Consider the following 15419-nt stretch of genomic DNA (forward strand, 5'->3'; position numbering starts at 1 on the left):
AGGAATGGATACTGTCGTTGGAATTAATGCAGGAAAAGCGTGTGCAACATGTGATACTCCACCGTCTTGCACTCATAAATATGAGATAAAAGGAGAAAAAGAAACTTATATTAATTTCCCTGAAAAACACAAGACGTTCGAAATCATTAATATTATCTCAGACAAAAGAGAGCATACACTCACTTCAAAATTAACGCCTATTAGATGTATAAGTGGAAAACCCAATTGTCCCAGCACTTATATATATTCACACGAAAGTCAAGATAAGTTTGAGCTTGGCCCTAGTCATAAAAGTTCAACTTATACTATTAGGAGTAATGCAAAATTACCTGAAGCAAAACTACCAGGAATGGATATTTGGGATAGGATTGAAGAACTATTTAAACCATGGAATAATAGTATAGGGAAAATAAAGTATTATTCTCAAACTACTGATTGTTCAGGGCTAGTACAAAGCACACAAATTAATGTATATCCCCAATATACGTTGTCCGCCTCTTTCGAAATTAATTTTGAAAATAATGTAAAAGATCATTATGTCGCAAAACGCTCTGATTTTACAAAAGAAGATGTAAAAGAACTAAAAAAAGAATTAGGAGTAAAAAAATGGAGTGACATCAATAAATATGTTAACGAAAGGAAATCAACTCTTGAATTCAAATCAGAAATTAAATTGTTTGACGAAAAATATCCATATAATTTTATTTTAGGTGAACTCAATGAAAATATATGGAATAACAAAAATTCAGTAACTCAAAAAATCAGAAGATTATTAGATAAAGTAATAAACAGTATATTAAAGAAAGCTGGCGGTTCTTTTGGCATTAAAGATGCATTATTAAACGGACCTAATATTTCAGCAAAAGGTAAAAAAGATCTGATTATAGTTAACTCAAGACCTGATTTTGAGTATGAATGGAATTTATTATTTTCACCTCTCATAGGATTAACAATTACTCTCGATATTATTAATGTGATAATTGCTATATTTGCCACTCCAGTCACAGGAGATAAGTGGAGAAGCTTTAGAACATCAATGGAAGATCAAATGGATAAGCTTAAGGATCACAAAAATAGAATAGTAGCAGGAGGCCTTCCTTATGCTGATCTAATAATATCCGGTGAAATACTAAACACAGGAGTTTCTGTATTAAGAAAAGAGCAAAAAATGAATGTTATTGGAAAAACAGGAAGTAGTTTAGGATTGGCAATAAAAATAGGATTTGATACTGGCGCTAGAGTTTTTTTTGTTGAAGGAATGCTTAGTACATACGGTGGTGGAACAGCAAAGATCTCTTTTGATCTTATATGTGATTCTACAGGAATAGGGATTTCTTTTTCTCATGAAGGAGTAAAACTAATTTTCAAACTAGATTTTAAAGCAGGTTTTTCAAAAGAAGTTAGTAATAAATCCATTAGTCAATCAAGAGGAAGAGGAAAAAAACAAGGAAAAGGTACTAGTGAAAAAATGACACCTATTAATGATTCATTAATAGATTTTGAATATTTTCTTGCAGAAGAGTATAAAAGTGAACCATTTTATTTTTACAAGTTCTAATGAACTTTCACTCACAAAAAAAATAATTATTTGTTTTTTCATTTTTTTTATATTACCTAAAGGAAATGCTATGAACCCTGAAATTATTTCCGCTGATTACAGATTAGAAGTCGACTTAAAAAAATGTGCAATGGATATATCAATCAATGGACTAGATATTTTTTCATATTATGGAAATGGTCCAATTAATACATTGATCGGAGTAGGTGAATACCTAAAATCAAAAGGAAATAAGCTCAAGTTCACAACATGGCCATCAAATAACTCAAAAGACATTTTTGATGCTGATTCAATTTGCAACCTAACTTTAAAATCAAGAAATAGATTTGAAGATGGAAATTACTCTGATTTTTTTAAAATAAAATACTCTCCTAATGAAAATATTGTTCATAATACATCAGAAAAATCCATTAACATTATTGTAATGAATAAAGATTGGGGAAATGTGTCAAAAAAAGAAAACATCCATCATGATAGTGATAATTACTATTATGAATACACGCAAATCTTCGATATAATTAATGATTTTCCTGAATGGAAATGGGTTAATTCATATAAAATTTCAGACAATATAAAAAATACATCTTCTTTATCTCAACCGTATCAAGCATTACTCGAGTCAGCTTATGAAGAATATTGGAGTTTTCTTCAGTCAAAAGATCTTTCTAAACTAAAAAAAATTCATTCTGAAATGTTATATGAATCTGTTATGGCTAATGGTGGAACTATAGAATCATATTTCTTATCTTTAGGGTTAGACGAAACTACAAATAATAGTGAACTAGAATTACTGCCATTGAAATTTGAGGAATTAGAAATAGTATTAGATGGTAGAGTAATATATATGGAACCATCCCCATTGAGATATCTAAATAAAGAAAAAGACACAACTCTCTTTATATCTCCAAAATTCCGTTTTGATGGAAATAAATTCATTGTGACGCGTTAATTTAAATATTGGCACAGAACACAGTGATTGTTCAGCGAGGCATTAAACTTCAAGTTGCAATTTACAACACGATATGAAACCTGATTTCTCCCCGCTTTGCGGGGAGAAATCACCCAGTTTGTTGACAAAATCGACACTTCACTTCTACCGTTGTCATCTCATTTCCTTAGAAAAAGTGGGAAGGATACACAAAAAACAACAAATTGAATGCGTGACCAAATCACTCAATATAACGCATATTAGTATCATTGAGTGATAATATTTTAGAGTTCTATATCATATTTTTTATTATTGTCATTTTGTTTTATGGTAAATTATTAATATAGCTATTGACAGGCAGGAAAATGGTTATATATTTTATGACCATAAAATGGCAAATAAAAGGAAAGGAAATGGCTAACATTATTTACATGACCTTAAATGGAAAAAAACAAGGTTTGATATCAGCAGGTTGTTCAACCTATGATTCTATAGGTAATAAATATCAAGAAGAAAATAAAGATAAAATATTGGTTTATTCTGTAGACCACGATATCAGTAGGGAACACAATGTAAATCATCAGCCTATAATAATAACAAAACCAATCGATAAATCATCTCCATTATTAGGCGTTTCAATATCGAATAATGAGCATTTAGATTGTTTGCTTGACATATATAGGAATAGCTCAGCGGGAGGATTAGAAAAGTTTTACTCTATCAAATTAACAAATGCCACTATAAAAAATATCTCCAGCCACTATCCCAATTCACTAAGCCACAATGATATGCAACCATATGAAAGTATAACAATTTCATATGATAGCATAACATGGACACATCACATTGCTGGCACATCAGGTTATAGTATAAGAGAAGATAATGTCTTTTAGTTCTTCTCAACTAAAAACAAAATGGTACGTTCAGTATCATTTTGTTTTATATTTATAATGGTATTATCTTTACGCCAGCGTTCATCTTTCCAATACTTATCATAGTATTTTATAAATCCCATGTTCTCAGTATATTTTATTAATTCTGTCAGACGACTCAATTTTACATTTGAAAATATAATTTCGTTAGTCATGGTGTTGTTACCATCAGGGGAGTCATAGTATATGATATAATCACTTGAAATTAAAGGTACATTCTTAATTTCATCAAAAGTAAATGCGTAATAATAAATAAAATTTCTTTTTGTATATGATAAGCTAACATTCGCTAATGATGCAAAAAAAAGAATAACACCAATAGCTAAAGTAAATATAAGTATACATATACGTATGAAACTATTCAATCGCAATCCCAGCATATTCTTTACCTATATTAATCCAGCTTGCATCTTCAATAAGCATTATGTCTTGACCAGTTTTTATATCGCTCATAGGCGTTATTGTATTTAAAAAAATAGGTAAGGGAATATTATAAGGAATTGTATTATTTGGATACTTTTCAGGGTCGGGAAATAATAATGGTTTAAAAGATTTATTTTTATATTTTCCTATAGCTCCGTAGTAGTCCCATCGTTTGTATGCTTTTTCTTTACTTACTACCCCTACTTGAGGTAAATAATTAATACCATTGATAACCTGATAAAAACCGAATAAGTTAGAAATCAAATCTTCACCACTATAGCCACTATCTGAAATTAAAGTAAAAGGAAAGGAATCTTGATATGATTCAAATGAATGAGTTGTATACATCATAATAGTAAGAGCAACTCTTTTTTTATCATGTAAGGATAAACCTCTTCTAACTCTCCATCTTGTTTTTATAGATGTTCCTAGTCTACGCCCCCTGCCCATATATTGGACATATCTAACGATAAAATGCGATTTATTAGTAGTTTCATCCCCCATAGCAAGAGAGAGCATCAACTTTCTTGCATCATCACCATTAGCATGCCCTAAATCTAACCATCCTAATTTTTCTGTATAGACCAATCGTCCATTTTCTATATCAGATCTTTTAGTCATTATAACTCCTGTAATTTAGTTAAGTTAAGTGCGCTATAAAATTTTAAAAGAAACCAGACACAGCTATTTTACTCTCATTCTAAACAAAAAATTCATGTAGATATAATTAATAAACCAGTAAATATCACCCAGTCTTCTTTATAAACACAATGATAATCTTAGGTCAAAAATATTTAAATAGCAGTATCGTATATTTTCATTTTTAACATATCATCAGCAAAAACATCATCACATTGACTCCACGAAAAGTAATGTTAACTATAAACTATAACGGCTATTTAATTATCAATAATATCCGATTGGTATATAACGAATTCATTAGGCTAATTAATTGTTGATAATTATTAGCCTAATGTCTATTAATGAAGCCAAGGATAATTAAAATTCCACAAAAAGTGATGACTCAATCAATTATTCTTCAAACAATTCGGCAAATTTTTCACGGATTTTCTGTTCTGGCAGATCTATACCAATAAAAACCAACACACTTTCTCGTACTTCATTATCGCGCCATTCTCTATCCCAATCCGCGCTATACAGACGCTGAACCCCTTGAAACAGTAACCGACAGGGCTCTCCTTTGATAGCAAGAATACCTTTGTACCGCAGAAGATTATCCGCAAAACTCAGTAATAACTCTTCCATCAGGTTAGAAACTTCTGGCAGTTCAACGGGGTGCGCTAAGTTAATGACTATCGATTGAACCGAGTTTTGTGGCTGGGGTACAAATCGAAAAACAGGTGTCGAAACCGTCAGTTTGTCATTCAACATAAATCCTTCGATATCGAACAATAAGCCTAAATCTGCTTCACCGTGAATAACCTTATGAATAGGCGCTCTGGCATTGATCCGCTGCAAACGTTCAACCAAAGCATCATGAACCGGAACAACATCTGTTTTAGTTAAAAGAATTCTGTCTGCATATCCCACCTGCGCCTGTGCAATGGAAAAACGATCTAATTGCTGTTCCGCATGAACCGCATCCACCAGCGTAATAATGCCATCAAGCAAAAAACGCTGGCACAAAATTTCATGGGAAAAGAAAGTTTGCGTAATCGGTCCGGGATCAGCCATTCCCGTACATTCGATAATCAAGCGGTCAAAGTTGATCTGCCCTTTATCCAGGCTATCCAGCAAGTCCAATAATGCATCTTCCAGCTCATTCGAACGACTACAACAGATGCATCCGTTACTTAATGTCTTAATTTGGGTTGCGCGATCACCAATTAATTCGTCATCAATGGGGACTTCACCAAATTCATTTTCAATGACAGCTATTTTATGACCATGATTGGCATTAAGAATATGACGCAGCAGCGTCGTTTTGCCTGATCCCAAAAAACCGGTCAGGATCGTGACTGATATTGGTTGCATTTTCGTTTCCTGATTTTTAACTAACAGCAGCGCATTCCGCCTTTGCCATCGCCACCATAGCGAGCATTCTGACGTTCGCGAAAAAATTCTTCAAAAGACATATAAGGCTTATCAGGGTGATTTTCCTTCATGTGCTGTACATATGTGTCATAGTCAGGAACCCCCACCAACATTCGGGCAGCCTGCCCCAAATACTTGCCTGCCCGACCAAGATTACCAAACATACACTGTTCTCCAAGGCTTGTTCTATAAAAATACCCCACATAATACAAAGCCAATTATGTGGGGTATAGCGGTTACTGATACGCAATGATTTGGTCGGTAGCAGTTTTAGTGTTGCATCAGTGCGTAGAAGAGACGTTCACCCCACCTTCAGGAACCGGAACATAAGGCGTTTCATTATCGGTACGCTCTGGATTTTTGCTTGCTTTGATCGCAGTTTTGATACCATAGATAATGATGCTGTATACCACTATCAGGAACAGGATGCTCAGGCCCGCATTGGTGTAGTTGTTCACAACAATGTGATTCATGTTACTGATTTGCTCAGCCGTCAATTCTGCACCCCCTTCGGCAATCTTCTGCTTATATTCTTTCGCCAGGAAGAAAAAGCCTTCAAGCCGTGGGTTATCACTGAATAATTTCAGCCCCAGCGCCCATGTAGTACAAATCAACAACCAAACCGCAGGGATCACCGTTACCCAGATATATCGGGTGCGTTTCATCTTGATCAAGACAACCGTACCCAATACCAACGCAACGGCAGCCAACATCTGGTTAGAGATACCAAATAGCGGCCACAAGCTCTTGACGCCACCCAATGGATCAACTACGCCTTGATACAGCAAATAACCCCATAAGCCAACACAACCCGCTGTACCAATGATGCCCGCAATCAGAGAGTCCGTTTTTTTCAGGAACGGAACAAAGTTACCCAAAAGATCTTGCAACATGAAACGGCCAGAGCGTGTACCTGCATCCAACGCCGTCAGGATGAACAGTGCTTCAAACAAAATACCAAAGTGATACCAGAAGCCCATGTCTGCCGCAGGGATGATCTGATGGAATACATGAGCAATACCCACAGCCAGGGTTGGTGCCCCTCCTGCACGGTTCAGAACGGATGGCTCACCAATGTCTTTTGCCGTTTGCAAAATTTGATCGGGTGAAATAACAAAGCCCCAAGAACTGACGGTCGCAGCCGCATGGCTTGTTACTTCTTTCAAAGAGGCCATAATCATTGGCGCTTCGGCAGTACCCAAATTATGCAGGTCAGGCATGGTAATCCCCAACGCAGCCGGAGGGGTATTCATGGCAAAATACAGTCCCGGCTCAATGATGGATGCAGCAACCAATGCCATGATCGCCACAAACGATTCCATCAACATTGCACCATAACCAATGAAACGAGCATCTTTTTCATTTGCCAACAGCTTAGGTGTCGTCCCCGAAGAAATCAGGGCATGGAAACCAGACACTGCACCACAAGCAATAGTAATGAACAAGAATGGGAACAGAGTTCCTTTCCAGACTGGCCCAGTACCGTCAATATATTGTGTGACAGCGGGCATTTTCAGTTCAGGGTTCAGGATGATAATCCCAATCGCAAGGCCAACAATAACCCCAATTTTCAGGAAAGTTGCCAGATAGTCACGCGGAGCCAAAATAAGCCAGACCGGCAATAATGCAGAGATAAATGCATACCCGATCAATGCATAAGTGATGGTGGTATCTTTGAACGTCAGCGCAGGTCCCCAGTAAGGATCTGCGGCAACAACCCCACCAAACCAAATAGCAGCAATCAACAGGAAAATACCGATCACAGAGACTTCACCTACACGCCCCGGACGGATATATCGCATGTAGATCCCCATGAAAAGCGCAATGGGTACTGTTGAACAAACAGTAAATACACCCCACGGGCTTTCTGCCAATGCTTTCACGACGATTAACGCCAGCACCGCCAGAATGATGATCATGATTAAGAAGCAACCAAACAGAGCTATTGTGCCTGGCACTCGTCCCATCTCTTCTTTGACGATCTCACCCAGTGATGCCCCATTGCGACGGGAGGAGATAAACAGCACCATAAAGTCCTGCACCGCGCCGGCAAGCACCACTCCTGCTAACAACCACAGTGTTCCTGGCAGATAACCGACCTGTGCCGCCAATACTGGCCCGACTAATGGACCGGCTCCCGCGATGGCGGCAAAGTGGTGACCAAACAGGACATTTTTGTTGGTGGGAACATAGTTCAAACCATCATTATTGACAACAGCAGGGGTTGCTCGCGTGGCATCCAGTTTCATCACCTTTGTGGCGATATACAGGCTGTAATACCGATAAGCAACCAAGTAAACGGCTACGGAAGCGACAATGATCCACAAAGCACTAACGTGTTCTCCCCGACGCAGCGCAACGACTCCAAGACAGAATGCGCCAATTATCCCCAATATCATCCAGGGGATATGTTTTAACAATTTATTATTCTTCATAAAACTTCCTTTTCCACAGTAAGACGAACAGCAAGCCATTATTTAATTTTTTACTTCCTTCTCCATAAACCGGCCATATACAGCCAGCAGGAAGCGATACCCATAAAAGGTATATACTCCTCGTCACACTGCACTATGATATAAAACTCTCCCTGATAAGAGGGAGAGGATCTTACTCAGCGGTTGAATACCAACATTAAGCGGTCAAAATCCCCCAATCAGTGGTTCATACACATAAAGCATGAACCAAGTTTTGTGAGGTAACTCACTTCCTCAATAAATTGCAAAATGAAGGTATATACCAATCTAACTTCAAGATGCGTGTGATTTCTCCCCGCAAAGCGGGGAGAAGTCAGGTTTCATATCGTGTTGTAAATTACAACTTGAAGTTTAATGCGCATATTCATCAATCGAAATGAATGGCGTCATCCTTTAAGTGATTAAAGTCTTTATATTCGTTACTGAATGAAATCACTGTATGCTGGTTCGGACACGTTTGGTTAGAAAACCAAACACATTTGGATATCAGGCGAGGCTCTTCAATTCCCAACCATGTGGATAGCATAGATAGCAAATTCAAACCGCTGCGGTGAGCATCTATGATATTTTTGCTTACTGTGTTCTTGTCGGTATTTTTCATGGCATAGTCATAACCGGTAATAATAAAGGGAACTTGATAGTTCTGCTTATTACTATCGTTATGAGTCAAATTCTCGCTATCTGTATTCTTATTCACAAGTGACAAACCATGATCCGCAAAGTAAAGCATTGTCCAGTGCAATTGATTTTTATTGGCAATGCTTTCAATATCAGCTAGCAGGCTGTCCGTATTATGAATACTTTGAAGATAGCATGAAATATTTTTGGAATGAAAATAGGTGTCGTATTTACCATTCGTTCTGGTACAAGGTTGTGGATGCGACCCCATTAAGTGAATAATGATCAGTTTCTTTTTCCGCTCATTCTTCACTAATGCTTTACGAATATAAGGCAATAAATTCTCATCCGGCATATAACGGCGATCATCTGAATTGCCTTCTTTTAGAAAGGTATAATGATCAGCCTGCTGTCCAATCAGTGCTACAGGAGAATCAAATCCTCCCTTCATTCCCTGATTGGATAGCCAATAAGTCTCAAATCCCGCTTTTTTCGCCAGTGAAACAATACTGTTGTTCAGTTGAATTTCATTTGCTTCACGAACCGCCAGAGAGTTAGTCAACGATAATTGTGTCGAGGGTGCCGCAGAAATATAGTGGGTTAACACGGTAACATGCGCGTTATCCAACCAAGGGGTATTTTTATCTGGAAACCCATAGATACTCATAAAATCTTTTCGGACGCTCTCACCGATCACCATGATATAGGTATCGTATTTCTCTTCTTTTACTACTGGCTGCCAGTCATCCCGATATTTAATGATCTTGGCAAATCGGTTATTTTCTGACATGACTTGCTTGTAACTCTGATAGACATCACTGAAAAAGCGCACTTCCGGTAAACTGGTATTTAAAAGTTCCGAGCTATCTTCAAAACCCGATTTTATATATCCTTTGGCTGGCGACCAGAACGCTGAAATAAAGAACAGAGTAAACAACCACTTTTTACTTTTGCCTGATATGCTGATATTTAGCTTAAGTGAAAATATCATCAGAACAAAAATAGCGATAGCAGTTAAATAAGTTGAAACAGAAAGGCTGCTAATATATTCCACTGTTTCGTTTCTATTGGTATAGATTAATGATCCTACCGCATTGATGTCTGGATAACCGTAATTGAGGCCAATTGGGGTATAGAGCACGCCTATCAAGGAAAAAAAAGCAATTAAAAAGACATATATTCGTCTGCTGATAGCTGCCAAAAATAAAAAAAGTGCAAAGGCACTAAAGACATATATTAATTTTAATTGATACCCCAAACATTTATGTATCAGAAAAATAAGGAAAAAGAGAACAATAAAACAAGAGAGATTCTTGTTTTTATCAAACCAAGACATAATCACCCTATCATTTCACATAGCCGTAGTTAAATTTCTATCAACCCAACGTGGCGCTATTTTAGCCAGATAAAACCCAACACTGCACAATACAGTATTGGGAAAATTATTATATAATAAATTGTAATTTAAATACCTTCTCCCTCCTCGCCATAATGCAGAACTTGTGGTTCCTCATGCACATCGCAGCCAATACCGTGCCCGCAATATTCCCGTACCACCGTGTAATATTTTCTTAACTATACAACGCGCCAATAGCCTCCTTTTTTCGCCCCAACACGAATTAAACGCCCAATATCCTGTAATATCTTAATATTTCGCTCGATCGTGCGCCGGCTTACTCCCACTTCATTGGCCAATTGGGTTATGGTAATGGCAGGATGCGCAGCAATAACAAACAAGATTTTTTGCGCAGTAGCATTCAGTGGTTGTGGATTTTCTACCGACATTACGCCAGTATTCTGTTTTCGCAGATCTAAGCTTTCTTTAAGTGCTTCGGCTAATTTTTCCAGCATAAAATCGATAAATAGTGTACAGTCGCTGGTACGATCACATCCTCTAAGCACCTGATAATAATCCTGTTGTTGATAATGAATTAACGTTTCTACCGGTAACCACGCTAATTCAGGACGCCATTCGCTCAAAATCAATGTTTGCCACAAACGCCCCATACGGCCATTACCATCGGTAAATGGATGAATAAATTCAAACTCATAATGGAAAATTGAACTGGCGATCAATGGGTGAATAGCCGTCTGTTGCAACCATGTCAGTAACTCGCCCACTAACCGTGGTACTTGACTGGCAGGAGGAGCCATATGGATTAACTGTTTTTCTTGATAAATTCCCACATCTCCTCCACGTAATTGCCCTGGACGATCAACCAATCCAGTCATCAGTAGCCGATGTGCGGCCAATAAATCCGTCACACGGGAGCTATGCCAGTCCGGTAATTTTTCATAGGTTAATATGGCATTGCGCACTTCCTGAATATCCCTTGCTGGTGCCAACACGCGCTTTCCATTAATAATTGCCGTCACCTGTTCCGTAGATAAACTATTATGTTCAATTGCCAATGATGCCTGTATGGTACGAATGCGATTCTCTTTACGTAATACAGGCGAAGAAGTTTCCGCTTGCATTGACCAACGCCCTAATAGCTCACCAATTTCTACCTCTCGATTAAGTATATCCGGGGTAATAGTGTAGGGGGGTTGGTAAATAGCCACGATAATTTCCTCTAAGTCCGTCAATTTTTGATATCTCTTATAGCATTCAAGTGATTGATGCCATCTGTTTTCTTATTATTTGATAGCATGGCTTAAACCAAACAACAATCGAGCCGCTTCGCAATCCTGCTGAATTGTCAAAAAATCTGATACATTCCTGCGAGTAATCCTGCTAACCTACCGTGTAAATCTTCTAATCGCATCCACAGATGAATCACACAGATTATCAGTGATAAGATAGCGTTTTCGCCCAGGATGAGGTCTATTAACGTTCCATCCTTAGCTGATTATATTTAGGTTTTGTCATTTAGATGGGTTGACTGAGCGTCGATGGCCCAACTGAGTCAACAGGAATAATAGAATTGAATCAAGTCAATATGAAAGAATCTCCAGCAAAGGATATAGATAGCCATACTCCCATGATGCAACAGTATCTGCGTCTGAAAGCACAGCACCCCGATATTATGCTGCTGTATAGAATGGGAGATTTTTACGAGCTGTTTTATGACGATGCCAAAAAGGCGGCAAAGTTACTGGATATCTCTCTAACCAAACGCGGCCAATCGGCTGGTCAACCTATTCCGATGGCGGGTGTTCCTTATCACGCGATCGAAAACTATCTGGCAAAACTGGTACAACTCGGTGAATCTGCGGCGATCTGCGAACAAGTTGGTGATCCTGCAACCAGTAAAGGCCCTGTTGAACGCAAAGTTGTGCGTATTGTCACTCCTGGCACCGTCACTGATGAAGCTTTGCTACAAGAACGTCAGGATAATCTGCTCGCCGCTATCTGGCATGATAACCAGGGATTTGGTTATGCGACGCTGGATATCACTTCTGGCCGCTTCCGCGTTTCTGAAATGTCCGATCAAGATAGTATTGCCGCTGAATTGCAACGCACCCGTCCCGCGGAATTGCTTTATCCTGAAACCTTTGAGCATATGGCGTTGATTGAACGTTGTCATGGCTTGCGCCGACGCCCAATGTGGGAATTTGAGCTGGAGACAGCAAAACAACAACTTAATTTGCAATTTGGCACTCGTGACTTGATTGGCTTCGGAGTGGAAAAAGCGACGCTCGCCCTACGTGCAGCGGGCTGTTTGCTGCAATATGTCAAAGATACTCAGCGCACCACTTTACCCCATATTCGCAGCATAACGATGGAACGCCAGCAAGAAACGGTTATTATGGATGCCGCTACCCGTCGTAATCTGGAGATAACACAAAATTTATCCGGTGGCACTGAGAACACGCTGGCAGCGGTACTCGATCAATGTGTGACACCGATGGGCAGCCGAATGCTGAAACGCTGGCTCCATGCACCAACTCGCAATAAAGATATGCTGGAAAATCGCCATCAAGCCATTTCCGCATTACAAGAAATCGGTTATGAATTACAGCCATTTTTACGTCAGGTCGGTGACTTAGAGCGTGTGCTTGCCCGTCTTGCTCTCCGCTCTGCCCGCCCTCGTGATCTGGCCAGAATGCGCCATGCTTTCCAGCAATTGCCTGATATTCATCAGATCCTGACCTCCTCAGATGCCCCGTATATCCAAGCGCTACAACAGCGTGTGGGACATTTTGATGAATTACAAACTCTGCTAGAGAATGCAGTTGTCGAAACACCTCCTGTTCTGGTGCGTGACGGTGGCGTCATTGCCACGGGCTATAATGCAGAATTGGATGAATGGCGGGCACTGGCCGATGGCGCCAGTGATTATCTGGATAAACTGGAGATTCGCGAACGCGAAAAACTTGGTATTGACACCCTGAAAGTAGGCTTTAATGCGGTACATGGTTACTATATTCAGGTTAGTCGTGGACAAAGCCATTTAGTCCCTATCCATTACGTTCGTCGTCAAACGCTGAAAAATGCAGAACGCTATATCATTCCTGAATTAAAAGAATATGAAGACAAGGTGCTGACTTCCAAAGGCAAAGCACTTGCCATCGAAAAAGCCCTGTACGAAGAGTTGTTCGATCTGTTACTGCCTCATCTGGCCGATTTGCAAACCTGTGCCGAAGCGCTGTCAGAGCTGGATGTCCTGGCAAACCTCGCCGAGCGTGCTGAAACCCTAAATTACACCCGCCCGATACTAACCGATAAAGTTGGTATTCAGATCACTGGCGGCCGGCATCCGGTTGTCGAACAAGTATTAAGCGAGCCATTTATTTCTAACCCATTGACGCTCTCATCACAACGCCGTTTGCTGATTATTACAGGGCCAAATATGGGAGGGAAAAGTACCTATATGCGTCAGACGGCCTTGATGACGTTGATGGCTTATATTGGAAGCTTTGTTCCTGCCGAAAAAGCAGTTATTGGGCCGGTAGATCGCATCTTTACTCGTGTCGGTGCATCCGATGATCTGGCATCAGGACGCTCTACCTTTATGGTGGAAATGACCGAAACTGCCAATATCTTACATAACGCGACTGAATACAGTCTGGTTTTAATGGATGAGATCGGTCGTGGTACATCAACTTATGATGGTTTATCCCTGGCGTGGGCCTGTGCTGAAAATTTAGCTAACCGTATCAAAGCAATGACACTGTTTGCGACTCACTATTTCGAACTGACAACGCTGCCTGAAAAACTGGAAGGGGTTGTCAATATTCATCTTGATGCGGTCGAGCATGGCGACACCATTGCTTTCATGCACAGTGTACAAGAAGGGGCGGCAAGTAAGAGTTATGGATTAGCTGTTGCATCGCTGGCAGGTGTTCCACGCGATGTCATTAAACGTGCGCGCCAGAAATTGAAAGAGCTGGAATCACTCTCTAATAGTGCAACCGCAGGCCATGTCGATACACCACAGTTAACCCTGCTGACAGAAGAAACCTCTCCAGCAATTGAAGCATTGGAAAACCTCAATCCAGATAGCTTGACGCCACGTCAAGCATTGGAGTGGATTTATCGTCTGAAAGATATGGTTTAACAATGAATGAAACAGCAATGAAGTTTGATACCAATTTGTTAGCACCCATTTATCAATTTTTACAGTGTGCGACTCCCGATCAATGGGTAGAAAAGGCGCGGCAGCCTGAGAATCTGCCAATTTTATTGCGCGATCATCTGCTATGTGAATTGAAAGCAGCACAAAGTGCTATGTTCTTAATTCGCAAATATGCTGTTGCTCCAGAGAGTGCTGATGCTCTGTTGGCTTGGTTTCAGCCCTATGAGGATTTTGCCTATAAAAAAATTGGCGATATCCATTCATTGAAAGGAAAAAATCAGGCCACCAAGCAAATTACCGCGCGGGCAAAATCACCTTATAGTCAAGATCTCATCGATAAGATGGTGTTATTGATTAAGGAAGAATTGCATCATTTTTATCAAGTATTAGAAATCATGGATGCCAGAGGGGTAAACTATGACAGTATCAGTGCTAGCCGCTATGCTAAATCCCTATTTCAGCATATTACCAATCATGAGCCTTATACGTTGGTCGATAAATTGATTATTGGTGCTTACATTGAAGCACGCTCATGCGAACGTTTCGCAAAATTGGCTCCTCACCTGGATGAAGATTTGGGTAAGTTTTATATTTCTCTGCTGCGTTCAGAAGCTCGCCATTACCAAGATTATTTGATGCTCGCTCAGTCAATAGCTAAAGAAGATATTACAGAAAGAGTGAATTATTTCGGCCAGGTGGAAGCAGAGCTTATTCAAACTCCCGATCATGATTTTAAATTTCATAGTGGTGTTCCGATTATCTAAAATTGCTGAATGTCACACCAAATGGTATGAAAATATAAATGAGTAAATAAAAGGTGGGCTAAATAAGCCCACCTTAAGATTACCGCCTATCTTCATCTATACCAATCTAACTTCAAGATGCATGTGATTTCTCCCTGCGAAGCGG

Annotated in this window: 12 protein-coding genes and 1 pseudogene; 5 read left to right on the plus strand and 8 right to left on the minus strand. The window is 39.4% G+C overall.

From position 1 onward, the window contains the following. Positions 1 to 4 precede the first annotated feature (4 nt). The 3 genes from WDV75_RS16610 to WDV75_RS16620 all read left to right on the plus strand — a co-directional run bounded on the left by WDV75_RS16610 (position 5) and on the right by WDV75_RS16620 (position 3379). On the plus strand, positions 5 to 1558 hold the full coding sequence (locus WDV75_RS16610) for a hypothetical protein (protein ID WP_273560199.1): 1554 nt from the start codon (positions 5 to 7) through the stop codon (positions 1556 to 1558). Between the two features lie 70 nt (positions 1559 to 1628). Beyond that, positions 1629 to 2507: a hypothetical protein gene (locus WDV75_RS16615; RefSeq protein ID WP_273560198.1), complete on the plus strand. Its 879-nt coding sequence runs from the start codon at positions 1629 to 1631 to the stop codon at positions 2505 to 2507. Positions 2508 to 2899: 392 nt separating this feature from the next. Then, on the plus strand, positions 2900 to 3379 hold the full coding sequence (locus tag WDV75_RS16620) for an Hcp family type VI secretion system effector (protein ID WP_273560197.1): 480 nt from the start codon (positions 2900 to 2902) through the stop codon (positions 3377 to 3379). Here the strand turns inward: WDV75_RS16620 and WDV75_RS16625 are convergent. From WDV75_RS16625 to WDV75_RS16660, 8 genes and pseudogenes are all read right to left on the minus strand, one after another. Beyond that, complete coding sequence (locus WDV75_RS16625; RefSeq protein WP_273560196.1) at positions 3376 to 3798, minus strand: hypothetical protein; 423 nt, start codon at positions 3796 to 3798, stop codon at positions 3376 to 3378. The two genes, WDV75_RS16620 and WDV75_RS16625, sit on opposite strands and share 4 nt — an antisense overlap. Continuing rightward, complete coding sequence (locus WDV75_RS16630) at positions 3776 to 4462, minus strand: hypothetical protein (RefSeq protein ID WP_273560195.1); 687 nt, start codon at positions 4460 to 4462, stop codon at positions 3776 to 3778. Before WDV75_RS16630 ends, WDV75_RS16625 begins: the two co-directional genes overlap by 23 nt. Before the next feature lie 411 nt (positions 4463 to 4873). Beyond that, on the minus strand, positions 4874 to 5836 hold the full coding sequence (yjiA, locus tag WDV75_RS16635) for a GTPase (RefSeq protein ID WP_273560194.1): 963 nt from the start codon (positions 5834 to 5836) through the stop codon (positions 4874 to 4876). 20 nt (positions 5837 to 5856) lie between these two features. After that, positions 5857 to 6060: a YbdD/YjiX family protein gene (locus tag WDV75_RS16640; protein WP_273560193.1), complete on the minus strand. Its 204-nt coding sequence runs from the start codon at positions 6058 to 6060 to the stop codon at positions 5857 to 5859. Between the two features lie 117 nt (positions 6061 to 6177). Continuing rightward, the gene (locus tag WDV75_RS16645; RefSeq protein WP_273560192.1) at positions 6178 to 8331 is read right to left on the minus strand and encodes a carbon starvation CstA family protein; all 2154 of its coding nucleotides are present in this window, start codon (positions 8329 to 8331) and stop codon (positions 6178 to 6180) included. A 406-nt stretch (positions 8332 to 8737) separates the two neighbouring features. After that, the gene (locus WDV75_RS16650; RefSeq protein WP_338860174.1) at positions 8738 to 10129 is read right to left on the minus strand and encodes a phosphoethanolamine transferase; all 1392 of its coding nucleotides are present in this window, start codon (positions 10127 to 10129) and stop codon (positions 8738 to 8740) included. A gap of 329 nt (positions 10130 to 10458) precedes the next feature. Then, positions 10459 to 10551 (minus strand): annotated as a pseudogene (locus WDV75_RS16655) (M24 family metallopeptidase); the annotation flags it as partial. Positions 10552 to 10563: 12 nt separating this feature from the next. Then, positions 10564 to 11553 (minus strand): Fic family protein, encoded by a 990-nt coding sequence (locus WDV75_RS16660; protein ID WP_273560188.1) that lies wholly within the window; start codon positions 11551 to 11553, stop codon positions 10564 to 10566. 377 nt (positions 11554 to 11930) lie between these two features. On the opposite strand from WDV75_RS16660, the gene mutS reads away from it, so the two are divergent. Further along, positions 11931 to 14492, plus strand: coding sequence for a DNA mismatch repair protein MutS (gene mutS, locus WDV75_RS16665; protein ID WP_273560219.1), 2562 nt, complete (start codon positions 11931 to 11933; stop codon positions 14490 to 14492). 17 nt (positions 14493 to 14509) lie between these two features. Continuing rightward, entirely contained in the window at positions 14510 to 15274 is a 765-nt protein-coding gene (gene miaE / locus WDV75_RS16670) for a tRNA isopentenyl-2-thiomethyl-A-37 hydroxylase MiaE (protein WP_338860175.1), read from the plus strand. Positions 15275 to 15419: the final 145 nt, after the last annotated feature.

This window comes from Xenorhabdus griffiniae (assembly GCF_037265215.1).
Classification (GTDB): Bacteria; Pseudomonadota; Gammaproteobacteria; order Enterobacterales; family Enterobacteriaceae; genus Xenorhabdus; species Xenorhabdus griffiniae.

Coding starts and splice junctions, on each gene's coding strand:
- WDV75_RS16610 (WP_273560199.1), top strand. CDS start 5: ATGGATACTGTCGTTGGAATTAATGCAGGAAAAGCGTGTGCAACATGT.
- WDV75_RS16615 (WP_273560198.1), top strand. CDS start 1,629: ATGAACCCTGAAATTATTTCCGCTGATTACAGATTAGAAGTCGACTTA.
- WDV75_RS16620 (WP_273560197.1), top strand. CDS start 2,900: ATGGCTAACATTATTTACATGACCTTAAATGGAAAAAAACAAGGTTTG.
- WDV75_RS16625 (WP_273560196.1), bottom strand. CDS start 3,798: ATGCTGGGATTGCGATTGAATAGTTTCATACGTATATGTATACTTATA.
- WDV75_RS16630 (WP_273560195.1), bottom strand. CDS start 4,462: ATGACTAAAAGATCTGATATAGAAAATGGACGATTGGTCTATACAGAA.
- yjiA (WP_273560194.1), bottom strand. CDS start 5,836: ATGCAACCAATATCAGTCACGATCCTGACCGGTTTTTTGGGATCAGGC.
- WDV75_RS16640 (WP_273560193.1), bottom strand. CDS start 6,060: ATGTTTGGTAATCTTGGTCGGGCAGGCAAGTATTTGGGGCAGGCTGCC.
- WDV75_RS16645 (WP_273560192.1), bottom strand. CDS start 8,331: ATGAAGAATAATAAATTGTTAAAACATATCCCCTGGATGATATTGGGG.
- mutS (WP_273560219.1), top strand. CDS start 11,931: ATGAAAGAATCTCCAGCAAAGGATATAGATAGCCATACTCCCATGATG.
- miaE (WP_338860175.1), top strand. CDS start 14,510: ATGAAGTTTGATACCAATTTGTTAGCACCCATTTATCAATTTTTACAG.